The 24207-nt window shown below is 69.9% G+C and carries 23 protein-coding genes; 13 read left to right on the top strand and 10 right to left on the bottom strand.

From position 1 onward, the window contains the following. Positions 1 to 21: 21 nt before the first annotated feature. The 5 genes from treZ to CSX12_RS18250 form a co-directional block, all read right to left on the bottom strand. Positions 22 to 1791: a malto-oligosyltrehalose trehalohydrolase gene (treZ, locus tag CSX12_RS18270; RefSeq protein WP_124896745.1), complete on the bottom strand. Its 1770-nt coding sequence runs from the start codon at positions 1789 to 1791 to the stop codon at positions 22 to 24. Continuing rightward, positions 1788 to 4136 carry a malto-oligosyltrehalose synthase gene (treY, locus tag CSX12_RS18265; protein WP_124896744.1) on the bottom strand — a complete coding sequence of 783 codons (2349 nt, stop codon included), beginning with the start codon at positions 4134 to 4136 and terminating at the stop codon, positions 1788 to 1790. The genes treZ and treY overlap by 4 nt, the downstream gene beginning before the upstream one ends. Further along, positions 4133 to 6307 (bottom strand): glycogen debranching protein GlgX, encoded by a 2175-nt coding sequence (gene glgX, locus CSX12_RS18260; RefSeq protein ID WP_124896743.1) that lies wholly within the window; start codon positions 6305 to 6307, stop codon positions 4133 to 4135. The genes treY and glgX overlap by 4 nt, the downstream gene beginning before the upstream one ends. Continuing rightward, positions 6304 to 6591 (bottom strand): hypothetical protein, encoded by a 288-nt coding sequence (locus CSX12_RS18255; protein ID WP_124896742.1) that lies wholly within the window; start codon positions 6589 to 6591, stop codon positions 6304 to 6306. The genes glgX and CSX12_RS18255 overlap by 4 nt, the downstream gene beginning before the upstream one ends. A gap of 114 nt (positions 6592 to 6705) precedes the next feature. Then, the gene (locus tag CSX12_RS18250) at positions 6706 to 7278 is read right to left on the bottom strand and encodes a dihydrofolate reductase family protein (RefSeq protein ID WP_124896741.1); all 573 of its coding nucleotides are present in this window, start codon (positions 7276 to 7278) and stop codon (positions 6706 to 6708) included. 70 nt (positions 7279 to 7348) lie between these two features. Here CSX12_RS18250 and CSX12_RS18245 point away from each other — a divergent pair, with 70 nt between their 5' ends. The 5 genes from CSX12_RS18245 to CSX12_RS18225 all read left to right on the top strand — a co-directional run bounded on the left by CSX12_RS18245 (position 7349) and on the right by CSX12_RS18225 (position 12625). Further along, positions 7349 to 7915, top strand: a complete 567-nt coding sequence (locus CSX12_RS18245) for a TetR/AcrR family transcriptional regulator (protein WP_124896740.1) — start codon at positions 7349 to 7351, stop codon at positions 7913 to 7915. Between the two features lie 74 nt (positions 7916 to 7989). Further along, positions 7990 to 9336: a GAF domain-containing protein gene (locus tag CSX12_RS18240; RefSeq protein ID WP_017203824.1), complete on the top strand. Its 1347-nt coding sequence runs from the start codon at positions 7990 to 7992 to the stop codon at positions 9334 to 9336. A 53-nt stretch (positions 9337 to 9389) separates the two neighbouring features. Further along, positions 9390 to 10502: an epoxide hydrolase family protein gene (locus tag CSX12_RS18235; protein WP_124896739.1), complete on the top strand. Its 1113-nt coding sequence runs from the start codon at positions 9390 to 9392 to the stop codon at positions 10500 to 10502. Positions 10503 to 10611: 109 nt separating this feature from the next. After that, on the top strand, positions 10612 to 12162 hold the full coding sequence (locus CSX12_RS18230; RefSeq protein WP_124896738.1) for an aldehyde dehydrogenase family protein: 1551 nt from the start codon (positions 10612 to 10614) through the stop codon (positions 12160 to 12162). 73 nt (positions 12163 to 12235) lie between these two features. Continuing rightward, positions 12236 to 12625, top strand: coding sequence for a DUF779 domain-containing protein (locus tag CSX12_RS18225; protein ID WP_124896737.1), 390 nt, complete (start codon positions 12236 to 12238; stop codon positions 12623 to 12625). 9 nt (positions 12626 to 12634) lie between these two features. On the opposite strand, the gene CSX12_RS18220 is transcribed toward CSX12_RS18225, so the two are convergent. Continuing rightward, a complete protein-coding gene (locus CSX12_RS18220) occupies positions 12635 to 12997 on the bottom strand; it encodes a metalloregulator ArsR/SmtB family transcription factor (protein WP_241160516.1) in 363 nt (120 codons plus the stop codon). An 83-nt stretch (positions 12998 to 13080) separates the two neighbouring features. On the opposite strand from CSX12_RS18220, the gene CSX12_RS18215 reads away from it, so the two are divergent. The 4 genes from CSX12_RS18215 to CSX12_RS18200 are packed head-to-tail and all read left to right on the top strand — an operon-like array spanning position 13081 to position 15610. Next, entirely contained in the window at positions 13081 to 14379 is a 1299-nt protein-coding gene (locus CSX12_RS18215) for an NAD(P)/FAD-dependent oxidoreductase (protein ID WP_241160515.1), read from the top strand. Positions 14380 to 14396: 17 nt separating this feature from the next. Next, positions 14397 to 14801, top strand: coding sequence for an arsenate reductase ArsC (locus CSX12_RS18210; RefSeq protein ID WP_124896734.1), 405 nt, complete (start codon positions 14397 to 14399; stop codon positions 14799 to 14801). 34 nt (positions 14802 to 14835) lie between these two features. Continuing rightward, positions 14836 to 15114, top strand: coding sequence for a DUF1778 domain-containing protein (locus CSX12_RS18205; RefSeq protein WP_017203819.1), 279 nt, complete (start codon positions 14836 to 14838; stop codon positions 15112 to 15114). After that, a complete protein-coding gene (locus tag CSX12_RS18200) occupies positions 15107 to 15610 on the top strand; it encodes a GNAT family N-acetyltransferase (protein WP_164479605.1) in 504 nt (167 codons plus the stop codon). Before CSX12_RS18205 ends, CSX12_RS18200 begins: the two co-directional genes overlap by 8 nt. A gap of 12 nt (positions 15611 to 15622) precedes the next feature. On the opposite strand, the gene CSX12_RS18195 is transcribed toward CSX12_RS18200, so the two are convergent. Further along, positions 15623 to 16534: a LysR family transcriptional regulator gene (locus tag CSX12_RS18195; RefSeq protein WP_124896733.1), complete on the bottom strand. Its 912-nt coding sequence runs from the start codon at positions 16532 to 16534 to the stop codon at positions 15623 to 15625. 103 nt (positions 16535 to 16637) lie between these two features. On the opposite strand from CSX12_RS18195, the gene CSX12_RS18190 reads away from it, so the two are divergent. Continuing rightward, a complete protein-coding gene (locus CSX12_RS18190; RefSeq protein ID WP_124896732.1) occupies positions 16638 to 18005 on the top strand; it encodes an MFS transporter in 1368 nt (455 codons plus the stop codon). An 18-nt stretch (positions 18006 to 18023) separates the two neighbouring features. After that, the gene (locus CSX12_RS18185; RefSeq protein WP_124896731.1) at positions 18024 to 18770 is read left to right on the top strand and encodes a 3-hydroxybutyrate dehydrogenase; all 747 of its coding nucleotides are present in this window, start codon (positions 18024 to 18026) and stop codon (positions 18768 to 18770) included. Between the two features lie 8 nt (positions 18771 to 18778). Here CSX12_RS18185 and CSX12_RS18180 read toward each other — a convergent pair whose 3' ends face one another. Continuing rightward, a complete protein-coding gene (locus CSX12_RS18180; protein WP_124896730.1) occupies positions 18779 to 19420 on the bottom strand; it encodes a TetR family transcriptional regulator in 642 nt (213 codons plus the stop codon). 64 nt (positions 19421 to 19484) lie between these two features. Between CSX12_RS18180 and CSX12_RS18175 the strand changes: the two genes are divergently transcribed. Both CSX12_RS18175 and CSX12_RS18170 read left to right on the top strand, forming a co-directional pair. Continuing rightward, complete coding sequence (locus tag CSX12_RS18175) at positions 19485 to 20798, top strand: glycosyltransferase (RefSeq protein ID WP_124896729.1); 1314 nt, start codon at positions 19485 to 19487, stop codon at positions 20796 to 20798. A gap of 398 nt (positions 20799 to 21196) precedes the next feature. Then, positions 21197 to 21871 carry a GntR family transcriptional regulator gene (locus CSX12_RS18170; protein WP_164479604.1) on the top strand — a complete coding sequence of 225 codons (675 nt, stop codon included), beginning with the start codon at positions 21197 to 21199 and terminating at the stop codon, positions 21869 to 21871. A 207-nt stretch (positions 21872 to 22078) separates the two neighbouring features. Here CSX12_RS18170 and CSX12_RS18165 read toward each other — a convergent pair whose 3' ends face one another. Both CSX12_RS18165 and CSX12_RS18160 read right to left on the bottom strand, forming a co-directional pair. Continuing rightward, positions 22079 to 23182 carry a hypothetical protein gene (locus CSX12_RS18165; RefSeq protein ID WP_124896727.1) on the bottom strand — a complete coding sequence of 368 codons (1104 nt, stop codon included), beginning with the start codon at positions 23180 to 23182 and terminating at the stop codon, positions 22079 to 22081. Next, the gene (locus CSX12_RS18160; RefSeq protein ID WP_241160514.1) at positions 23179 to 24138 is read right to left on the bottom strand and encodes a hypothetical protein; all 960 of its coding nucleotides are present in this window, start codon (positions 24136 to 24138) and stop codon (positions 23179 to 23181) included. The genes CSX12_RS18165 and CSX12_RS18160 overlap by 4 nt, the downstream gene beginning before the upstream one ends. Positions 24139 to 24207 lie beyond the last annotated feature (69 nt).

The raw sequence follows: 24207 nt of genomic DNA, 5'->3' as shown, positions 1-24207 counted from the left end.
TAGCACCGCGCAGGCGGCATATCAGGATGGAGTCGGGGCCACGATCGCCGCACTGTCGGGGGGCAGGGTCAGGGTCCCACCGTCGCGTGTGAGTGCCGCGGTCGAGAGCAGCGCGTCCGCTTCCGGTTCCACGTCGAAAGAGGTCGACTGCGCCGAGAGGTTCACCAGCACCGACAGGCCCCCGCGGCGGAAGCGATACACCCGCCGTTCGGGGCTTCCGTCCGTGTCGCGGACCTCGGCGGTGGTGTGCGCCGCAACCGGATCGGTGAGTTCGGGTCGCTCCCGCCGCAGTCGGGCGAGGTCGCGGTACAGCGCCAGCAGCCGGGCATGGCCTGGTGCGCCGACCTCCTCCCAGTCGAGGTGCGACCGCGCGAAGGTGTCCGGGTCCTGCGGGTCGGGCACGGCATCCCGGTCCCACCCCATGCGGGCAAACTCCGCGGCCCGCCCCTCGGCGACGGCGCGACCGAGCTCCGGTTCCGGGTGTGACGTGAAGAACTGCCAGGGCGTGGAGGCGCCCCACTCCTCCCCCATGAAGAGCATCGGAGTGCCGGGTGCCGTCAGGGTCAGGACCGCGGCGACGGCCAGCCGGTCGGGGGAGAGGGAGGCCGAGAGCCGGTCGCCGGCGGCACGGTTGCCGACCTGGTCGTGGTCCTGCGCGAAGGTGACGAGACGCCAGGTCGGCACCTCCGCCGGGATCGGCGCTCCGTGCGCGCGTCCGCGGAACGAGGAGAACGTCCCATCATGGAAGAACCCGCGCTCCGTGACCTTGCTCAGGGCGTCCTCCGCGGCGAAGTCCGAGTAATAGCCGCTCGTCTCTCCGGTGAGGGCGACGTGGACGGCGTGATGCCAGTCGTCCGACCACTGCGCGGTGAGCCCGTATCCTCCGGCCTCGCGCGGGAGGATGAGCGTCGGATCGTTCAGGTCCGACTCCGCGATGAGAGTGAGGGGCCGGTCCTGCTGGGCGGCCAGTGCATCGACGCGCTCGGCGAGCTCCTGCAGGATGTGCGGCGGTCGCCGGTCGTGCAGCGCGTGCACGGCATCCAGGCGCAGTCCGTCGACGTGGAAGTCGCGCAGCCACAGCAGGGCGTTGTCGAGGATGTACTCCCGCACGGCGGGCTCGTCGAGGTTGACGGAATCACCCCAGGTGGTGCTCTCGCCCTCACGCAGGTAGGGGCCGAACGACGGCAGGTGGTTGCCGCTCGGCCCGAGGTGGTTGTAGACGACGTCCTGCACGACGGCCAGTCCCCGCGCGTGGGCGGCGTCGACGAAGCGCTGATACGCCTCCGGACCGCCGTACGGCTCGTGCACCGCGTACCAGAGCACCCCGTCATAGCCCCAGTTCCAGGGTCCGTTGAAGGCATTGACCGGAAGGAGCTCCACGTGGGTCACGCCCAGGTCGGCCAGATGGTCGAGGCGGGTGACGGCCGCGTCGAGCGTTCCCTCGGGGGTGAACGTGCCGAGGTGCAGCTCGTAGATCAGGCCGCCGGCGAGCGGACGTCCGGGCCAGGTCGCGTCCGTCCAGGCGAAGAGCCCGGGGTCGAACGCCGCGGAGGCTTCATGCACGCCGTCGGGCTGGCGGCGCGATCGTGGGTCTGGACGCAGCTGCGGGTCGTCGTCGAGGAGGAATCCGTAGCGCTCGCCCTGGCCGAGGACGACGTCCGCGCGCCACCATCCTTCCGCCGCGCGCTCCAGCTCCGTCTCGCTCGCTGTGCCGTCGCCCGCGATCCGGCGCAGTCGCACCCGCCCGGCGCGGGGCGCCCACACCTCGATCGGCGGGATGCCCCCGGTCATCGAGCCAGCTCGATCAGCGCCACCGGATACGTGTCCAGCAGCTCGGCGAGCCGGACAGGACCCGGAGCGATCCGACGACCGGTGAGCAGATCCGTCCCGGGGATGTCGGGGCGCATCATCACGGTGTCGCCCCATCCGCCCGTGCGGGCCAATCCGACCGGGAGTCGCGTCGCCACCGACGTCACCCCTCCGCGATGGGCGGCGACGGCGTGATCGGCGGCGGCTCCCTCGATGACGGCGGGGCGGTAGAAGCGGAACAGCTCGGGGTTCTCGCGGCGCACCCGCAGTGCTCTCGACGTGACGAGCAGCTTCGCACGCCCGGAGTCGTCGATCGGCGGCAGGACGCCTCGCGCCACCTCGGCGTCGAGCTCCCGCAGCATCTGCGACCGGAGGCGGAAGTCGACGGGGCGGCGGTTGTCCGGATCGACGAGGGAGAGGTCCCACAGCTCGCTGCCCTGGTACACGTCCGGCACTCCGGGCGCGGTCAGCTGCACCAGTTTGGCGGACAGGGAGTTGGAGCGACCGGCATCCTGGATCTCGGCCACGAAGCGGTCCAGGATCGGTGCGGCATCGCCCTCGACGGATCGCGCGATGGCCGCGAGACCCTCCTCGAAGCGGGCATCCGGATGCTGCCAGGTCGTGCCCTCCGCCGCTTCCCGCGCGGCCTTCGTGGCGTACGCGAGGAGACGGTCCGACGGGATCGGCCACGCCCCGACCGCAGCCTGCCAGAGCAGAGCGTCGAGTGGACCATGCCCGGTGGTCGCGATCTCCCGCAGCCCGTGCAGCACCTCGGCCCAGCGATCGGGGATCTCGGCGAGCACCGCCAGTCGGGCCCGGACGTCTTCGGAACGCTTGGTGTCGTGCGTCGAGAGCGCCGTCATCGAATGGGGCCAGGCGGCGAGCCTGGCATGCTGCGCGCGGTGGAACTCCTCGACGCTCACGGCGGCGATGGAGGGGTCGGCGCCGACCTCGGTGAGCGTTCCGAGCCGGGTGAACCGGTAGAACGCGGTGTCCTCGACGCCCTTCGCCATCACCGCCCCGCTCACCTGCGGGAAGCGCTGGGCGACCTCGAGACGCGGATCGAACAGCAGCGGCTCCAGCTCGGCGAACGCGGTCGCCAGGTCGGGGCGACGCCGGCGCGCTTCCGTGAACGCGGAGCGCAGGTGCTCGCGACCCTCGGGCAGATACGAGCGGTAGACGGGGAAGCACGCCAGCAGCTCGGCCAGCGCGTCGTCGGCGTCCACGATGCCGTGCGGGAGGGTGCGGACCAGCCTGCGCACCTCGGCCCGCAACAGGCCGTCCGCGATCATCCGCTTCGTGTCGTGGATCAGGTCGTGCCATGACGGAGCGGCAGGCAGGCCGGTCTCGGCGCGCAGCCGCTCGTCGAGACGGTCGAGCTGCCCGACGCCGCTGCCGTCCACGAAGAGGCGGTCGATCTCGGCGAGGGCGTCGTACCCGGTCGTGCCGTCCGTACGCCACCATGCGGGCAGCGCCTCGCCGGGCTCCAGGATCTTCTCGACCAGCGTGTACGCCCGACCCGTGGCGTCCGCCAACCGCTCCAGGTAGGCGCCGGGGTCGACCAGCCCGTCGGGGTGATCCACCCGGAGACCGTCGGCGAGACCCTCGCGGATCCATCGGATGATCTCCCGGTGCGACTCGGCGAAGACATCCGGCAGCTCCACCCGGATGCCGGCGAGCTCGGACACCGCGAAGAACCGTCGGTAGGTGAGGTCGGTGTTCTGGTCCTCCCAGAACCGCAGCTCGTAGTGCTGAGCCGCCAGCAGGGCGGGCAGGTCGTCGGCGAGGTGCGCGGTGCCCGGTGCGAGGGGCAGCACATGGTCGAAGTACGCCAGCACGCCGTCCGGAGCATCGGGTGCCGCGGTCGTGTCGACCGTGATCTCGCCGTTCGCGATGGCCTCCGTCGGCGCCGAACCGAGGATCGGCAGGGGCAGGCGCCCTCCGCCGGCGGCCCAGTCGATGTCGAAGGCGGCGGCACGGCGGGTCTGTCGGCCCAGCCGCAGCACGTCCCACCACCACGCGTTCTGGCGCGGCACGGCGACGCCGACATGGTTCGGCACGATGTCGGCCAGGATGCCGAGCCCTGCGGCGCGGGCGGCCGCGACGAAGCGCTCCAGGCCCTCCTCGCCGCCGCGGTCGGAGTCGATGCGTCCGTGATCGACGACGTCGTAGCCGTGGTTCGAGCCGCGGACGGCCGCGAGCAGCGGGGAGAGGTACGCCCACGAGACGCCGAGCTCCGCGAGGTACGCCGTGACCTCCGCTGCCGCGTCGAGCGGGAAGTCCTCGGTGATCTGCAGTCGGTAGGTGGAGAGCGGGCGGGCGGTCACGACGCCGCCTGCCCGGTCTGGACGCGGAGCGAGGCGTCGACCGAGTCGTCGGTCTCGACCGGCATTCCGTCGATCTCCTGGAGCACGAGGGTCGCCCTGCCGTCCAGCGGCACGCTCTCACCCGGCGCCAGCGGCCGTTCGTGGGCGAGCTCTCCGGTCGTGTCGACCGCGATCCGCCACTGCGCGCCGTGGCGCTCATCGGGGATGACGAGGTCGACCGGTTCGTCGCCGCTGTTGAAGTAGACGAGGAAGTTCACGTCGGTGACCGGCCGCCCCCGCGAATCGTTCTCGCGGATGCCCTGCCCGTTGAGGAACATCCCGATCGACCGCCCGAAGCCCGAATCCCAATCCTCCGGCGCCATCGGACCGCCATCCGGACGCAGCCACAGCACGTCCGGGATCCTGTCGTCGTCGGCATGCCCGGGGCGGCCGTCGAAGAACCGGCTGCGGCGGAACGTCGGATGCTCTCTGCGCAGACGGGAGACGGCCGCGGTGAACTCGACCAGCGGCAGGTCCGCCGACTCCCAGTCGATCCAGGTGATCTCGTTGTCCTGCGCATAGCCGTTGTTGTTGCCGTGCTGCGTGCGCCCGAGCTCATCGCCGTGGGAGAGCATCGGCACGCCCTGGGACAGCAGGAGGGTGGTCAGGAAGTTGCGCTGCTGCCGCGCCCGCCGCCGGTTGATCTCGACGTCGTCGGTCGGTCCCTCCGCGCCCAGGTTGTCGGAGCGGTTGTGCGATTCGCCGTCGTTGTTGTCCTCGCCGTTGGCCTCGTTGTGCTTCTCGTTGTACGAGACGAGGTCCCGCAGGGTGAAACCGTCGTGCGCGGTGACGAAGTTGATCGACGCGACGGGGCGGCGCCCGGAGTGCTCGTACAGGTCGGCCGAGCCGGTGAGGCGCGAGGCGAACTCGCCGAGCGCCTGCGGCTCGCCGCGCCAGAAGTCGCGCACCGTGTCACGGTACTTGCCGTTCCACTCCGACCACTGCGGCGGGAAGTTGCCCACCTGGTAGCCGCCGGGCCCGACGTCCCACGGCTCGGCGATGAGCTTCACCTGCGAGACCACCGGGTCCTGCTGCACGAGCTCGAAGAACGCGGCGAGGCGGTCGACGTCGTAGAACTCGCGCGCCAGGGTGGAGGCGAGATCGAAGCGGAAGCCGTCGACGTGCATCTCCGTCACCCAGTAGCGCAGCGAGTCCATCAGCAGCTGCAGGGCGTGCGGGTTCCCGGCGTTCAGGCTGTTGCCCGTGCCGGTGTAGTCCGTGTAGTACCGCTTGTCCTCTTCCAGCCGGTAGTACGCCTCGTTGTCGATGCCGCGCATCGAGAGGGTCGGGCCGAGGTGATTGCCCTCCGCCGTGTGGTTGTACACCACGTCGAGGATGACCTCGATCCCGGCCTCGTGCAGGGTGCGGATCATCGCGCGGAACTCCTGCACCTGCTGGCCGTGCTCTCCGGTGGCGGAGTAGGCGTTGTGCGGGGCGAAGAAGCCGAGCGTGTTGTAGCCCCAGTAGTTGGACAGGCCCTTGTCCTGCAGGACCGAGTCGTTGACGAACTGGTGCACGGGCATGAGCTCGAGGGCGGTGATGCCGAGGCGCTGGAGGTGCTCGACGACGGCCGGGTGGGCGATGCCGGCGTAGGTGCCGCGCAGCTCCTCCGGGATGTCGGGGTGCCGCTCCGTGAGTCCCTTCACGTGGGCTTCGTAGATCACGGTCTCGGCGTACGGCGTCTTGAGCGGGCGGTCGCCCGCCCACTCGAAGAACGGGTTGATGACGACGCTCTTCGCCATCGCGGCCGCGGAGTCGTCGTCGTTGCGGGAGTCCGGATCACCGAAGTCGTAGCCGAAGAGGGACTGCCCCCAGTCGATCTCGCCGGCGACGGCCTTGGCGTAGGGGTCCAGGAGCAGCTTGTTCGCGTTGAAGCGCTGTCCCTGCGTCGGGTCATAGGGACCGTGCACACGGTAGCCGTAGAGCTGTCCCGGCTGCACCGTCGGGAGGTAGCCGTGCCAGACGAAGGCGTCGACCTCGGTCAGCGGCACGCGCGTCTCGGCGCCGTCGTCATCGAAGAGGCAGAGCTCGACGCGCTCGGCACCCTCGCTGAAGAGGGCGAAGTTGGTGCCCTGACCGTCGAAGGTCGCTCCGAGCGGGTAGGCGGTTCCCGGCCAGATCTCGCCGCTCATCCGGCGAGGGCGTGGTTGCGGGAGCCGGTGGCCATGGCACTGACGATACCCACAGCGCGGTCGAAATCGTAGACCTGCGCGATTTCGACGGCACGCGGGTAGGGGTGGCCCAGGTAGCAGACGAACAGCGGCGGCACGACGTCGACGTATCCGACGGGGACGTCATGGTTCACGACGTAGCGATCGAAGCCGACGCGCTCGCAGGCGATCTCGACGGCGGGTCGTTCTGCCGTCGACTCGGTGTGCTGCGAGGAGCCAGTGGGGATGGGGACTCGGACGTTCATGGCGTCTCCTGACTCGGGGGATGACCTCACGATAGGAAAGGACACCGGATCCGGAAACGGCATTGCCAGGGCGGCGCGGAGAGGGTATGGATGCTCGTCCACGCCGCCGCGCGATCACGTCGCGGCGCGGCGGCGCTGCAGCTCCGTGACCACCACGCCGGACCCGTAGGCCACGGTCTCGACCGCGTCGAAGTGCTCCGGGCGGTACGGCCGGTCGCCGAACAGGGGGATGCCCGCGCCGAAGAGCAGCGGCTGCCGCTTGAGCACCAGGCGGTCGATCTCGTCGGCGAGGACCGCGGCGAGAGCGCCCCCTCCGCACAACCAGATCCCCGCGCCCTCCTCCTGCTTCAGGCGTCGGACGACGGAGACGGGATCCTCGGCGGTGACCTCGAGGTTCTCGGCGTCGGCGGTCCTGGTGCGGCTGAACACGATCTGCCTGAGGTGCCGATACGGGCTGTCCAGGCCGCCCACCGTGTAGGTGTTCCATCCCATCAGCACCGTGTCGAACACCTCGCGACGCTGATCGATGCCGAGAGCTTCGGCCGCGACGGTCGGCAGGGTGTCGGGGAAGCGGGCGTTGATCCCCTCCATGTGGTCGCCTTCGACGAGGAAGGCGTCGAACTCGCCGTCCGGGCCGGCGATGAAGCCGTCGAGGGTGACGGCGGCGTAGTACACGAGCTCTCGCATGATTCTCCAATCACTACAGCTGTCGCGGTTGACTGTACAACAGCTGTAGTGATTGCGCTAGTGTCATCCCATGGTCAAGAACGAGGCGCGCCGCCGGACGATCGCGGATGCCGGACTCGCGGTCCTCGCCCGCGATGGATCGCGCGGCCTGACGCACCGGGCGATCGACGCCCTCGCGGAGGTCCCGACCGGCACGACGTCGAATTACTTCCGCACGCGGGATGCGCTCATCGAGGGCCTCGTCGACCGCATCGGCGAACGCCTCGCTCCCCCTCCTGAGGATCTCCGTCGCCGCGCCGCCGGAACGCCCGGTCCCGCTCTTTTCGCCGACTACGTGCGCGACATCGTCCGTCGTCTCTCCGCCGACCGGGACGTGACGCTCGCCCTGTTCGAACTGCGGCTGGAGAGTGCACGGCGCCCCGAGGTGGCCGCCGTCCTCGGGGCCTGGCAGCGCGCGGGCTTCGACGCCGACGTGGCGTTCAACACCGCCGCGGGACTCCCGGGTGGCCGGCGAGAGATCGCCCTGTTCCACTACGCGATCGACGGCCTGCTCCTGGACCGATTGACGACACCGATCGATCCGGACACGGACACCGACGTCGTGATCGACGACCTGGTGGCCGGACTCCTGCGCTGACGCGTCCGTGCTCGGGAGAACGCTGTTCCCCCGGCGGCGGCGTGCTCGTACACTGAGGGCACGCTCCACCGCTGATGATCGGAGAACGCGTGTCCGGGTCCTGGCGCGATTCCCGGGAGGCCCTGCCGACGGCCTCGCGACTGCTGGTCGAGCGTGCGCACGAGGAGCTGATCGCCGGCAATCTCGACGACCGCCGGCTGCAGCAGGTGCGGCCGCTCGTGCGCGCCTCGTGGGAGCGGTCCTGGCGCGGGCGGGTCGGGCCGGAGGGGCTGCCTCCGCTCGACCTGCACACCGCGGAGCTGGAGGCATACCGCCTCGCGCATCCGCTCGCCTCGGCGATGGACATGATCCGCGCGCTGCTCCTGCCCGGCGCCTCCGAGGACGCCGGAGTGATCATCGCGGTCGGCGATCAGGCCGGACGTCTGCTGTGGATCGAAGGGGACAGTCAGCTGCGCTCCCTGACCGATGGCATGGGCTTCGTGGCGGGAGCCAACTGGTCGGAGGAGGCGGTCGGCACGAGTGCGCCGGGGACGGCGCTGGCGCTCGGGGAGTCGGTGCAGATCCGCGGCGCCGAGCACTACAACCGTCTCGTGCACCCGTGGTCGTGCTCGGCGGCGCCCGTGCGTGACCCGGAGACCCAGCGTGTCCTCGGGGTCATCGACATCACCGGCGGCACCGAGGTCGTCAGTCCCCAGGCGCGCCTGCTCATCGATGCGACCGCGCGGGCGGTGGAGTCGGAACTGCTGGTGGCGCGGCTCCGCGCACGCGCCGAGGCGCCGCGCAGCGACCCCGCACCCGGACGGACGCGGACCACGCCGACGGCGAGGGCGCGACTGCACGTGCTCGGACGCGACCGCGCACGGCTGGAGACCGAATCCGCGCACGGCGAGTCCGTCATCGAGCTCAGCGCGCGGCACGCGGCCATCCTGCTCATGCTCGCGGTGCACCGCCAGGGCCTGTCGGCCGAGCGGCTGTGCGAGCTGGTCTACGGACCCGGTGTGTCGCCGGACACGCTGCGCCCCGAGATGGTGCGGCTGCGCAAGGTGCTCGAGCGCACGACGCCCGACCTGGTGCCCGAATCCCGTCCCTACCGACTGCCCCTCCCGCTGGAGACCGACGCACACGACCTGCTGTCGCTGCTCGACCGCGGGGCCCATCGGGTCGCGCTCACCGCCTACCGCGGGCCGGTGCTGCCCGAGTCGGCCTCACCCGGAGTGGAGGAGTTCCGCGAGTCGGTGCGCGCCGCGCTGCGCGAGGTGATGCTGTCGGAGGCCAGCCTCGATGTTCTCCTCGCCTATGCGGACATCCCGGAGGGCCAGGGCGATGTCGAAGCACTGCGGCTCGCCCTCGAGATGCTCCCCGCACGGTCGCCGAAGCGCGCGGGGCTGGTCGCCCGGATCGAGCGTCTGGAGAGCGAGTGAGCCTGGCGCCGACTCGAGGAGGCCGTGTCGGAGGGGGCGGATAGCGTCCGGGCATGACCGAGATCCGTCCGTTCAAGCTCCACGTCCCCGACAGCGTCCTCGCCGACCTGCGCGACCGTCTGCGACGGGCGAGGATCCTCGACGACTCGCCGCGCCGCATGCCCTCCGGCATGAACGCGGTCTGGCTGCGTGCGCTCGTCGGCACATGGGCGGAGTGGGACTGGCGGGCGCGCGAGGAATGGCTGGCGCAGTTCCCGCAGTTCCTCGCCGATGTCGACGGCACCGACATCCATTTCGCCCACCTGCGCTCGCGGCGGGCCGATGCGCCGGCGCTGCTGATCATGCACGGCTGGCCGCACACGTTCGCGCTGCAGCTCGACGCCGCAGCGCTCCTCACCGACTTCCATGTCGTCGTGGCCAGCCTGCCCGGATTCGCGTTCTCCGCCCCGTACGCCGACGGTCCGGCCGACGAGCGACGATTCGCGGCGACGATGCACCGGCTGATGACAGACGTGCTCGGCTACGCGTCGTACCTCACGTACGGCGAAGACGTCTCGGCCAACGTGAGCGACCTCATCGCCGGAACCCATTCCGAGCAGGTCGCGGGCATCGTCGCCACCCACGCACATTTCGGCACGCCCGAGGAGCGGGCGGCGAGCGACGATCCCGACGTGCGCGCGTTCTTCGCGCGTCTCGACGCCGAGCACGGACCGAACGGCTCCTACGGCCATGTGCAGTGGGCGCGTCCCGACACGCTGGCCGTCGCTCTCAACGACTCGCCGGCCGGACTCCTCGCCTGGATCGCCGAGAAGCTCTCGGAATGGGCCGACACGGCAGGCGACGATCCGGCGGCCGTGGAGGCCGTGATCTCACGCGAGCGCATCCTGACCGAGGCGATGATCTACTGGGTCACCCAGAGCATCTCATCGTCCTTCCGCCCGTACTACGAGGGCGCGGACACCCCGGACGCCATGCCCGCCGTCACGGTGCCGGCAGCGGTCTTCGTGCAGCGGCATGAGCACGATTACCCGGAGGTGCTGGCGCGCGGCTTCTACCGCGACCTCCGGGTCTTCGAGCGGCTCGAGCAGGGCGGGCACTTCACGATCGCCGAGGTGCCGGAGGCGATGGCCGAGCGCATCCGCGCCTTCGCGGCGTCCCTCGCCTGAGGCCCGCAACTTCTCGCAACGTTGCGCATCGGGGTGCAACGTCGCGCGACCTACTTTCGAGGGAACGCCGCGGCATCGAGGCTGCGGCGCACCCGTCGAAGGAGACCCCATGACCATCGTCGAAGAAGACGTGTCGCTCGCCTACACCGCTCCGGGTCAGCCCGGGGCCCTCGCCACCTATCGGCCGCGGTACGGCCACTACATCGGTGGCGAGTTCGTGGAGCCCGTGAAGGGCCAGTACTTCGAGAACATCAGTCCCGTCAACGGCAAACCCTTCACCGAGGTCGGACGCGGAACCGCCGAAGACATCGATCGAGCGGTCGATGTCGCCTGGAAGGCGTTCGCCGCCTGGGGCAAGACGAGCCCCGCCGAGCGCTCCGTGCTCCTCAACCGCATCGCCGACCGGATGGAACAGCACCTCGAAGAGATCGCTGTCGCCGAGACCTGGGAGAACGGCAAGCCCGTGCGGGAGACCCTCGCCGCCGACATCCCGCTCGCGATCGACCACTTCCGCTACTTCGCCGGGGTGCTCCGCGCGCAGGAGGGCGGGATCAGCCAGCTCGACGAGAACACGGTCGCGTACCACTTCCACGAGCCGCTCGGGGTGGTCGGCCAGATCATCCCGTGGAACTTCCCGATCCTCATGGCCGTGTGGAAGCTGGCGCCGGCGCTCGCCGCAGGCAACTGCGTCGTCATCAAGCCGGCGGAGCAGACCCCCGCGTCGATCCTGTTCCTGTTCGACATCATCGGCGACCTGCTGCCTGCCGGGGTCGTGAACATCGTGAACGGCTTCGGGATCGAGGCCGGCGCCCCGCTCGCGCAGCACAAGCGGATCCGCAAGGTCGCCTTCACGGGGGAGACCACGACCGGCCGCCTCATCATGCAGTACGCCTCGCAGAACCTCATCCCCGTCACCCTGGAACTCGGCGGCAAGAGCCCGAACGTCTTCTTCGAGGACGTCGCCCGCTCCACCGCTGATCCGTTCTACGACAAGGCGCTCGAGGGATTCACGATGTTCGCGCTCAACCAGGGCGAGGTCTGCACCTGCCCGTCGCGCGCCCTCATCCAGCGCTCGATCTACGACGGCTTCCTGGCCGACGGACTGGAGCGCGTGAAGAAGGTCGTGCAGGGCAATCCGCTCGACCCCGCGACGATGATCGGCGCGCAGGCCTCGAACGATCAGCTGGAGAAGATCCTCAGCTACATCGACATCGGGAAGCAGGGCGGGGCACGGCTGCTCATGGGAGGGGAGCGCGCCGACCTCGGCGGCGACCTCAGCGAGGGCTTCTACGTGCAGCCGACCGTGTTCGAGGGGACCAACGACATGCGGATCTTCCAGGAGGAGATCTTCGGGCCTGTCCTCTCGGTGACGTCGTTCGACGACTTCGACGACGCGATCTCGATCGCGAACGACACCCTGTACGGCCTGGGCGCCGGTGTCTGGAGTCGCAGCGGCGACACCGCCTATCGGGCGGGTCGTGCGATCGAGGCCGGTCGAGTCTGGACCAACACGTATCACCAGTACCCGGCGCATGCCGCGTTCGGCGGGTACAAGCAGTCCGGCGTGGGTCGCGAGAACCACAAGATGATGCTCGACCACTACCAGCAGACGAAGAACCTCCTCGTCTCGTATGCGGAAGGCCCGATGGGCTTCTTCTGAAAACCCCGCCCGGGTGTCGAGCGAGCAGGCCGCGGTCTCTCGTCCGACGCCCGGGCGCTCCGGAAGGGATGTCATGGCCGAGACGACCACACCCACCCGCGTCGCCGTGACGGATGCCGCGGCCGCGCTCGTCCGCGAGCTGACGGCGCAGCACGGTCCGCTCATGTTCCATCAGTCGGGCGGCTGCTGCGACGGCTCCGCGCCCATGTGCTATCCGGTCGGGATGTTCCTCACCGGCGCGGGAGACGTCCTCCTCGGAGCTCTCGACGTGGGGCTCGACGAGCCCGTTGAGGTGTTCATGTCGGTGTCGCAGTTCGAGTACTGGAAGTACACGCACCTCACGATCGACGTCGTGCCGGGGCGCGGGGCGGGGTTCAGCGTCGAGGGTCCGACCGGGATGCGGTTCCTCATCCGGTCGCGGATGCTCGGGGAGGACGAGCTGGCGGCTCTCGGCGTCCGGTGAGACGAGCCCTCAGCGCGGTGCCGGGGGAGGTGTCGGCGTCCGCAGGGCGTCGGCGGCAGCCTCGAGGGCCGCGTCGTTCAGGGAGAAGTACGCCCATCGTCCTCGCTGCTCGCGGGTGACGAGCCCGGCTTCGGCGAGCATCTTCATGTGATGGGACACGGTGCCCTGGGACAGGCCCACGGGCTCGGTCAGGTCGCAGATGCAGGCTTCTCGGCCTTCGCTTCCGGCGATGAGGGACAGCAGCATCACGCGCGTGGGGTCGCCCATCGCCTTGAAGACGCGCGCGATGCGCTCGGCGTCGTGGGGCGCGAGCGACGCGGTCACACGCGGAACGCAGCACGTGCTCTGGGCGATGGTCGCGGGAAGTGTCACCCGCTCAGTCTCGCACGTATTGACATTCTTCGATAGGTGGGCGATGCTCCTCGTATTGATGTTCATCGATGCGAGGAGGAGCGGTGCCCGAACTGCCCGTGGTCATCATCGGTGCCGGTCCGCAAGGTCTGGCTGCTGCGGCGCACCTGGCGGAGCGCGGCCTCGCCGCCCTGCTGCTCGAGCAGGGCGACCGGGCGGGAGCCGCGGTACGGGAATGGGGCCATGTGCGGCTCTTCTCCTCGTGGCCCGAACTCACGGACGCCGCCGCCCGACGTCTGCTCGAACCGGCCGGATGGAGCGCGCCGAAGGCGGGGTTCCCGACCGGGTCCGAGTGGGTCGACGGCTATCTGGCGCCGCTCGCCGAGGAGCTGGGAGACCGGGTGCGCACCGGCACGACGGTGACCGGTGTCTCTCGGCTCGGCCGGGACAAGGTCGTCGACGCCGGGCGGCGGGAGCAGCCGTTCGTCGTGCACACCCAGGACCGCGACGGCGGTGAGGGCAGGGTGCTGGCGCGCGCTGTCATCGATGCGAGCGGCACGTGGAGCCGGCCGAACCCGGCTGGCGCCGACGGCTTTCCCGCGATCGGCGAGGCGGCCGCTCGTGATCTCCTCTCGTATCGGATTCCCGACGACGTCTCCGCGTTCGCCGGAGCACACGTGGTGGTCGTCGGCGCAGGGCACTCGGCGACTCACGCGGTCCTCCGACTCAGCGAGCTCGCAGGCCGTGAGTCGGGAACGCGCGTGACCTGGCTGCTGCGCCGGAGCAGCATGGCGAACGTCCTCGGCGGGGGCGCAGGCGACGAGCTTCCGGAGCGCGCGGCGCTGGGTTCGCACGCCCGCAGGGTCATCGAGTCGGGTGCAGTCGAGGTCGTCACCGGGTTCCGTGTCGCGGAATTCCGCTCAGGGGCCGACGGGCTCACGGTGATCGCCGAGGACGCTCGAGAGATCTCACGGGTCGACCACGTCTTCGCGCTCACCGGATTCCGTCCGGATACGAGCATGCTGCGCGAGATGCGCATCGACCTCGACCCCGCGTTGGATGCGGTGGCGGGGATCGCTGGGGAGATCGACCCGAACATCCACTCGTGCGGCTCGGTATCGGCGACCGGAGCGCGCCAGCTCGCCCAACCGGAGCCGGGACTGTTCATCGTCGGCGCGAAGTCCTATGGCCGCGCCCCGACGTTCTTGGCGTTGACCGGGTTCGAGCAGGTGCGCAGCGTCGTCGCGCACCTGGCCGGTGACGTCGAGGCGGCGGAACGTAACGAGCTCGTGCTCCCGGACACCGGTGTCTGCGGCGGGGCGGGCGGTTTCGATGCCGGAGGCGGCTGTTGCGCCGTGCCCGCTACGCTGCAGATCGGTTCCCGACCCGTGCCCGTCGGATGAGCAAAGCTGGAGAGATCATGACTGCACCCCATACCCCCTCCGTCCTCTTCGTCTGCGTTCACAACGCCGGCCGCTCGCAGATGGCCGCCGGCTTCCTCCGCGAGATCGCGGGTGATCGCATCGAGGTCCGCTCCGCCGGATCGATGCCCGCCGAGCAGATCAACCCCGTCGCCGTGGCGGCGATGGGGGAGGTGGGCATCGACATCACGGCCGAGCAGCCGAAGGTGCTCACGACCGAGGCCGTGCAGGCGTCGGACGTCGTCATCACGATGGGCTGCGGCGACGCCTGCCCGCTCTTCCCCGGCAAACGCTACGAGGACTGGGAGCTGGATGACCCGGCCGGTCAGGGGCTCGAGGCCGTCCGCCCGATCCGCGACGACATCCGCCGCCGCATCGAGACCCTCGTCTCCGAAATCCTCTAGCTGCTGTACGGCAGGCCGCCGTACACTGGAGGACATGACGACCTCCACTGCCAAGAGCGCGCGCCTGGATTTCCGCGTCACCGCCGAGCAGAAGGCGACAATCGAAGAAGCCGCGGCGATCGAAGGACGTTCGCTCACCGACTTCTCCGCCTCGACGCTCGTGGAGCGTGCGCAGGAAGTCATCCAGCGCGATCGCCGACTGCGGGTCGATGCCATCCGATTCGATGCCTTCGTCGAGGTCATGGATCGACCGCCGCGCAGTGTCGCGGAGCTGCGCGACCTGCTGACCCGCGAGACAGTCTTCGTTGACTGAGTTCCTCACGCCGCGTCCGCTTTCGGTGGGTGATCGACTCTCCGAGTTCCGCTGCGGCGAGGAGAGTCTGGACCTCTGGCTGCGGGGGCGCGCACGGCGGAACGAGCGGACCGGCGCCTCGAGGACGATGGTCTCGGTGACGCGGGAGGGGAGGGTCGCCGGCTACTACTGCCTCTCTTCGAGTGCGGTGGACCGGGACGACGGGCCGCCTCCACTCACCGGCGGGATGCCGGCCTCCGTCCCGATCGTCCTGCTCGGCCGGCTCGCCGTCGACCAGGAGTTCGCGGGCCGGGGCCTCGGCGTCTCCCTGCTGCAGCATGCGACAGTGCGTGCGCTCGAGGCGGCAGACGCCATCGGTGTGCGGGCCATCCTCGTCCACGCGATCAACGACGACGTCGTGGCGTTCTACGCACGCTTCGGCTTCACGGTCTTCCCGGATGCCCGCCGCACGCTGTATCTGCTGACGAAGGATGCCCGCGCGACGCTGACCCGGTAGGCGACCTCGTCTTCAGCGGACGCCGTCGAGCATCGCCTTGGCGGCCCTGGTGCGGGAGCGCAGCGCGTCGGCGAGAGCCGCGACGGCGGGGAGCCGCAGCGACTCCGGCCGCGCGACCATGTAGTACGGCAGCTTCTCGGCGAAGGTCTCCGGCAGCAGGCGCACCAGATCCGGATGCCGGTCGGCGGCGAAGCACGGCAGCAGGCCGATCCCGGCGCCCGCCCGCGTGGCCTCGACGTGGACGAAGACGTTGGTGGAGGTCAGCCCGTCCTGCATGCCGGGCACCAGGCGCCGGGGCAGGTCGAGCGCGTCGACCTGGAGCATCGAGTCGACGAAGTACACGAGACGGTGCCGTTCCAGCTCTTCCCGCGACCGCGGTGTACCCGTGCGCTCGAGATAGTCCTGCGCGGCGTACATGCCGAGCGTGTAGGTGCCGAGCTTCACGGCGTGCGCCCGTCGGGTCTGGGGTGCGCCCACGACCACCTCCAGATCCAGTCCGGCGCGGTGCTCGGCCGCTCTCCGCGTCGCGGCGACGATCTCGACGGTCAGGCGAGGGTGCGCCAGACGGAGCTCGGCGATCGCGGGGGCGGCGATGTACGCGCTGAACCCGTCGGTGGCGGACATCCGCACCACTCCCGCGATCGGATCGGGTGCTTCGCCGGCGCCGGGGTCGAGCTGCGACAGCGCGGCCTCGATGCGTCCGCCGGTCTCGGCGGCGGTGCGTCCGAGGTCGGTGAGCTCCCACCCGGCCGCGGACTGGGCGACCACCCGACCTCCGAGTGTGTCCTCCAGGGCGGCGATGCGTCGCGCGACGGTCGTGTGGTCGAGCCCCAGATGCGCGGCAGCACTGGTGTAGCGGCCGGTGCGGGCCACCGCGAGCAGCACGAGCAGGTCATCGGCCCGAGGCCTCTTCGCCGCATCCATTCTGCAATTATGCACAGCGGCTGCGCGCCACTGGGCATTGCTGCAAGCGTCCGGCCTGTCGACACTGGAACGGATGTGTCACCGTCGACACCGAAGGAGAGAAATGACCGCCCCCACCCGCGCCTCCGGTCAGCCCGCCCCCGCCGCAGCCCCCCATGCGAAGCTCAAGCGCGTCGTCGCGGCCTCCATGGCCGGCACCGTCGTCGAATGGTACGAGTTCTTCCTCTACGCGACCGCCGCGAGCCTGGTCTTCGGCACGTATTTCTTCCCCGCCACGGGATCGCCGCTCGACGGCATCATCGCGGCCTTCGTCACCTACGCGATCGGGTTCATCGCCCGACCGCTGGGCGGCATCGTCTTCGGTCAGATCGGCGATCGGTTCGGCCGCAAGCCCACACTGCAGGCCACGATCATCATCGTCGGCGCAGCGACCTTCCTGATGGGCTGCCTCCCGGGCTTCCAGAGCATCGGCTACTGGGCGCCGGCGCTGCTGGTGGCGCTCCGGTTCCTCCAGGGATTCGCCGTGGGAGGGGAGTGGGGCGGCGCGGTTCTCCTCGTCGCCGAGCAGAGCCCCGATCGCTCTCGCTCCTTCTGGTCGAGCTGGCCCCAGGCGGCTGTGCCGATCGGCAACCTCCTCGCCACGCTCGTGCTCCTCGTCAGCTCCTGGGTGATGAGCTCGGGGGCGTTCCTCGAGTGGGGCTGGCGCATCGCGTTCTGGCTCTCGGCCGTGATCGTGCTGGTCGGCTTCTACATCCGCCGTCACGTCGAGGAGGCGCCGATCTTCCTCGAGGCCAAGGCGCAGGTTGAGGCGGAGAAGGCCACGTCCTACGGCGTCGTCGAGGTGCTGCGTCGCTACCCGAAGGGCATCCTGCAGGCGATGGGCATCCGCTTCGCCGAGAACATCGTCTACTACATCGTCGTGAGCTTCACGATCGTGTACCTGAAGACCGTGCATGAATACGACACGAGTCAGCTCCTCCTCGCGCTGCTCATCGCGCACGTCGTGCACTTCGCGATCATCCCGCAGCTGGGCCGACTCGCCGACCGCTGGGGCCGCAAGCCCGTCTACCTCACCGGCGCGATCCTCAGCGCGACCTGGGCCTTCTTCGCCTTCCCACTGTTCGACACGCTCAACCCCGTGCTGATCGTACTGGCCGTGACGATCGGACTCTGCTTCCACGCCTTCATGTACGCCCCGCAGCCTGCGGTGATGGCAGAGCTCTTCCCGACGCGCATGCGGTACTCGGGTGTCTCGCTCGGGTCTCAGGTCACGGCGATCCTCGCCGGATCCCTGGCCCCGATCCTCGCCATCCAGTGGCTGCGAGACTTCGGGTCGTGGCTCCCGATCGCGATCTACATCGTCGTGGCGTGCGGCGTGACGGCGATCGCCGTGCTGTCGCTGCGCGAGACGAAGGGCATCTCGCTGCAGGCGATCGACGCCGCGGATGCGGCGCGCACGACTGCCGTCTGAACCACCGAGGAGAACCACATGAGCGAATCGCGCGGGCGCAGGGCCCTCGTCACCGGAGGAGCCAGCGGGATCGGGGCCGCCTGTGCCCGCGCTTTCGCCGCGGCAGGATTCCACGTCACGGTCGCCGACATCGATCGCGGGGCCGCCGAGGATCTGGCGTCTGAGATCGGGGGAGCGGCCTGGCACGTCGACCTCGCCGACAGCGCCGCGCTCGCCGGGGCGAGCCTGGATGTCGACATCCTCGTCAACAACGCCGGCGTCCAGCACGTGAGCCCGATCGAGGACTTCGCGCCGGAGCGCTTCTCGTTCATCCTGCGGCTCATGCTCGAAGCGCCGTTCCTGCTGATCCGTGCGGCGCTCCCCGGGATGTACGAGCGCGGATTCGGGCGGATCATCAACGTCTCCAGCGTGCACGGCCTGCGGGCCTCCCCGTACAAGTCGGCCTACGTCGCGGCCAAGCACGGGCTCGAGGGACTGTCCAAGGTGACGGCGCTGGAGGGCGGCCCCCGCGGCGTGACGAGCAACTGCATCGATCCGGGGTACGTGCGCACCGCGTTGGTGGAGAAGCAGATCGCGGACCAGGCGCGGGTGCACGGCATCCCCGAGAGCGAGGTCCTCGAGAACGTGCTCCTCACGGAGGCCTCGATCAAGCGACTGGTCGAACCGGCGGAGGTCGCCTCCCTCGCCGTCTGGCTCGCCGGCGATACGGCAGGCATGGTGACCGGGGCGAGCTACACGATGGACGGCGGCTGGTCCGCCCGCTGAGGTCGCCTTCAGCCGGGCGTGGTCACCTCGGCCAGCACCGCGGCGCGGAGCCAGCCGGCGTACCGCTCCGGGGTCCAGCCCGATTGCGCGACGAGCTGCTGGTAGCTCTCGGGTGAGAGCAGGAAGGACAGGGTGATCGCGGCGGCGGACTCGTCGATGCCCGGGGTGGCGATCCCGCGTCGGAGGAGTTCGGACACCAGCAGCCGGTAGTCGGCGGCGCGGTGTTCGAGGATGCGGCGCAACGCATCGTCGACCACGGGGTCGGACAGGGCGGCGCCCAGCAGGACCGTCCACAGTCCGTGCCCGCGGGCGTTGGCCGTGCTGATGGTCTCGAGCACCGCATCGAGGAACACCTCGTCCGGGAGGTCGATCACTCCGGCCGCCACGTCGGTGTCGGCCAGGGTCTCGGCGGCCTCCGATCCGGAGAACGTCACCTCGAAGGCGGCGATCAGCAGTTCCGCCTTCGCGGCGGTCGTCTTGACGGTCTCGGCGGACACCCCCGCCTCGCGTGCGATCGCGGCGATCGTCGTCGCCTGGTACCCCTGTGTGGCGAAGAGGCGGGCGGCGGCCGCGACGATGCGGGAGCGGGTCTCCTGCGCCTGGCGGGCACGGAGTTCGGATCGGTAGGCGCGGGGAGCGCTCTCCACCATTGACTTTCCTATCGGGGTGATGAATACTTCGACGGTACAACCGATTCTAGGGAAAGAACCCGCCATGTCCAGTTACCTCATCACGTGCACGCCCGCCCATGGTCACGTCGTGCCGCTGCTGCAGATCGCGCGACACCTCCTCTCGCAGGGTCATGAGGTGAGCTTCCTCACCAGCCGCCGCTATGCCGACCGCGTCGCGAACGCGGGTGCTCGTTTCCTGCCGTTGCCGGAGGAGGCCGAGATCGACCTCGACGATGCCGACGGCGCATTCCGCGAGCGCGTCGGACTGACCGGCCCCGCCGCGCTCCGCTTCGACATGAGCAACCTGTTCGTGCGACCGGGTGCCGCCCAGCTCTCCGCCGTCCGAGCGGAACTGGCGGCCAGGCCCGTCGACGCCGTCCTCACCGAGCCGCTCTTCGTCGGCGGTGCGCTGCTCCAGCTCCTGCCCGAGCAGGATCGGCCCCCTGTCGTCGTGCTCGGCATCTTCCCTCTCGGTGCCCGCAGCAAGGACACGGCGCCGTTCGGACTGGGTGTGACCCCGTCACCGGGGCCGATCGGACGTCTGCGCAACGCGGCCCTGCGCATGGTCGCCGAGAAGGTGATCTTCGGCGGCGTCCAGAAGGAAGCGGACGCGATGGCGCGCCGCGAGGTCGGCCGCGATCTCGGCGGCTTCGTGCTCGACTGGGCCGGGCGCTCCGACGCCTACGTGCAGTTCACGGTGCCCGAGTTCGAGTATCCGCGCGCCGACCTCCCCGCCAGCGTGCACTTCGCTGGGCCCCTGCCGTCCTCCGCCTCGGATGCGCCTCTGCCGTCGTGGTGGGCGGACCTCGACGGCTCACGTCCCGTGGTGCACGTCACCCAGGGCACGATCGCCAACTCCGACTTCGGCCAGCTCGTGCATCCGACGATCACCGCGCTCGCCGCAGCCGACGTCCTGGTGGTCGTCTCGACGGGAGGCCGTCCGCTCGACGCTCTCGCCGGACGGCTGCCCGACAACGTGCGGGTCGCCGAATACCTGCCGTACGACCGACTGCTGCCGTTGACCGACGTCGTGGTGACGAACGGAGGATACGGCGGCGTGCAGCAGAGTCTGGCCCACGGGATCCCGCTCGTCGTCGCCGGGCAGACCGAGGACAAGGTCGAGGTCTGCGCTCGTGTCGGCTGGTCCGGCGCCGGGGTGAACCTGCGCACGAGCACCGCTTCCCCGAGGCAGGTCGGCGACGCGGTCACCCGCGTGCTCACCGACCCGTCCTTCCGTGCGAACGCCGAGCGCATCGGTGCGGCCATGCGCGATTCCGATGCATGGGCTGCGCTCGACGAGGTGCTGAGCGGAACGGTCGAGAGCTGGCCCCACATGTCGATCGCACCCGGCGCCTGAGACCCGGGGGGAGGTGGTGACCGGCCACCGGGGGATCGGGCCCGATGGCCGGCCCGCACGCTGACGCGGCCGCATCAGCCCGTGTGCGTCACGATGGCTTCTTGAAACCCCAGTCAAGCCGGCCGGCCCCTCCCGTCCGGTGCATCGTTCACCGGTTCAATTCTTCGCGTGACGCGCGCACAGGTGAAACCATGCTGACCTCTGCGTCGGATCGGGACGTTTTGCCCGCGGATCCGACAAAACCGTGCTCCGCGCCGCCGGTTCCCCATGGTCATCGCGCGCCGTCGCCGGTCCGGCGCGGTGTCTCTCCCTATCGTGGACGCGACGATTCCGAAACGAGAGGAGCGCCGGATGCCGACCGCCACGGTCACGGGTGCGTCGCCACGGTGAGGCTCTCGATGCCTCAGGAACGGCGCGGGGATTCGCTCAGCGAGCAGACCTACCATGCGCTCCGCGGGGCGCTCCTCGGCGGGCAGCTCTCGCCGGGAGCGCGCGTGAACATCGAGCGGCTGGCGCGCGAGCTGCACGTCTCGACGAGTCCCGTGCGGAACGCCCTGCTGCGGTTGCAGAGGGAGGGGTTCGTCGTCGCCACCCCGAACCGGGGTTTCACGACGACCTGGCTCATCGATCAGGACAGCGTGCTGAACGTCTACAGCTATCGGCAGATCGTGGAGCCCGCGGCGGCAGCGCTCGCAGCCAGACGCTCTCCGTCCACGCACTCCCGGGAGCTGCTCGCTCTGTGCGAGCGCGCGCTCGATCATCGCCCGTCCTCGTCCCGGCTGCGTGTCGAACCGCTGCACCGGAACCGGAGCTTCCACGAGACCCTCGCCGCTGCTTCCGGCAACCCGCTGCTGCTGAGGTCGCTGTCCGAGGCGCTGGCCTCCATCCACGTCAGTCCCGTGTGGGTCGAGAGGTCGGCATGGGAGGAGTCGTGGGCCGAGCACCGCGTGATCGCCGAGGCGATCCATGAGAGCGACCCGGAGGCGGCGGCCATGGCGATGCGCACCCACCTCCAGAACGGCCTGGACAGGATCAAATTCTGTGCGGACAAAGCCCCGGACGGTGCGGAGTGAGAATCTCTGCAACCTCCTGCAACCTCGCCCGGTATACCATTCCTGTATACGCCCAGCAGCGTCAGTCCCCAGCTGACCGTGGGCGGGGCGGCACAGCCGCCATGCGGAGGGAGAGTCGATCTCTTTTCGATCCCGAGGGGGGATGGGGTGGGAGTTCGGTCCCCAGCCGGCACCCACCCCCACACTCGGACTCCGCCTCGCTTCCGCTCAGTTCAGTCGACTCACGATCCAGAACGCGATGAGTCCGAAGACGACCACGATCGGCACCCAGGAACCGCCCCGCTTCAGTCGTCGCCCCTGAGGGGCGACACCCGGCGGCGGCGTCAGCATCCCGGCCGGAGGGGCGAACGGCAGAGCAGGGCTCGGTGCGGAGAGGCCATCGTGCGCGGTGCCGTCGACCAGTCGTTCATCGCGCCAGCGTGCCCACTGCTCGAACTTCGTCAGCAGGGCGCCGACGGCGCCGAACAGCCAGGCCCAGGTCGCCGGATCGAGCGTCGATGCCTTGCGCTGCGTGTAGAGGAAGAGCCAGTCGTCGACGATCTCGACATCGAGCTCGGCGGCGTTGTCGATGAACCGCGCCATGATGTCGGGCGTGAACAGGTACAGGGCGTCGCGCTCGTACCCGGCAGGGCAGTAAAGCGTGAAATGCTCATCGAAGTCGCCCTCGAGAGACAGGCGCTGCGCCTTTCGGAACGAAGCCGGCAGGTTCGACCCGAAACCGTTGTTGCCCTTCGCGTCGAGCACGATGTTCGGCAGCGGCACGTCGAGCTTCACCGCCACGTAGCCCCAGCGGTAGGTCGTCGAGTTCTTCCCGGACTGCACCGTGTACTGGTAGTTCCCGAACTCCACGAAGCGCGGGCGCGTCCCGCGGATCAGGTCGGTGGACTGCCGAGAACGCCCGATGCTGAAGATCATGCCGGGCAGCGGCGGGTCGATCACCTTCGGCTCGTAGGTCATGCCGTTGGCCTGAGCGAAACGGTGCAGTCGGTAGCGGGTGATGCGCGCTCCGCGCACCCCGAACCAGATCAGTACGCCGGCACCCGCGAGCAGGAGGAGGAACAGCACAAGGGGGATCGCCGCCGACGCGGGGGAGCCGCCCATCGCCGCGAGGTTCAGGATGACGCTCACGAAGATCGGCACCATCACCAGCGCGGCGATCGCCGCCACGACGATGCCGACCACGGTGGCCGCGTTCACACCTGCGCTCTGCCGCGAGCGCAGTTCCGCCGCGAACGCACGGACAGCGGCCGGGTCGACGGGCTCGGTGAGGGGTCGGGCGTCGAACGTCGAGGTGGGCGCGGGCTGGCTCACCGGTTGACCTCGTCCGCGTCCCAGGTGAGGTCGGCGCCCTCGGGCAACGGCAGGGCCTCGAGGCGCTCATCGGCGCAGATCGCCCGGACCAGATCGGGCGAGCCGGCCACGATCGTCGAGTCGAAGTCGATCTCCGACACCATGACCCACGCACGATCGTCCGGCCAGAGCAGGTTCGGACTCTGCGCTGACGGAGGAAAGCCGTGTGCCTCGGCGGGAAGGTCGCGCCACGGCGCGGGAAGCGCCCAGTCGGGGGAGGTGAAGTCCCGAGCGCCCGCGGAGAACAGCACGTAGTCGCGACCCGGCAGCTGCAGTCGAGGACCTTCCGAGATCTCGCGCGACAGGATGCCCTCCTGCCACGTGGGCTTGCGGAAGACGTTGTTGAACGGATCGTGCGTGCTGCGGTCGAGCATCGCCTGGTGGTTCGGATCGTCGGTGAACGTGAGGAACGCACGGGAGGGCGTCTCGCCGTAGAAGCCGACGAGACCACCGAAGCCCTCCCAGAGCGCGGCCACCCCGGCATCCGGAGTCGTGGTGTGCGCAGCCAGGTGCTCGGCGATCGCGTTCAGGGAGGCGTCGTCGAGTTCGCCCTCCATCGGTGCGGTGAACTCGCGCCCGTCCGGCGCGATCCGCGTGCGCCAATCGCCGTCGACCGGGGTGCGCACGATCCGCTGCCACTGTGCCTGGGCGTGCATCGTGGTGGCGAACGCGGCCGCGGTCTGCGCCCACGAGACGCGCTCGTCGACGAACCCGGCTACGAGTGCGTGCTGTTCGTGCTCGGGCATCCGCATCAACTCGTCCGACGTCGGCACTGCGCGGCCGGGCAGGGATCTGGCGATCGCGGGATGGAAGACCCGCGCATACGCGGGAAATCCGCGAGGCACCACTGCGTGCATCGTCTCGTAGCCTGCGTCGAGCCGCTCACGCAGCCACGCCCCCGCCGAGGGATCGGACATCCACTCCATGCGACCACGCTACCCGGCCACGATGCTGGTCCTCGCCCTCGTCGACGAGGAATGGCGGGA

The organism is Microbacterium sp. Y-01 (assembly GCF_003856715.1).
Classification (GTDB): Bacteria; Actinomycetota; Actinomycetes; order Actinomycetales; family Microbacteriaceae; genus Microbacterium; species Microbacterium algeriense.
The sequence above is the reverse complement of the archived record's forward strand: the minus strand, read 5'-3'. Positions and strand labels throughout refer to the sequence as shown.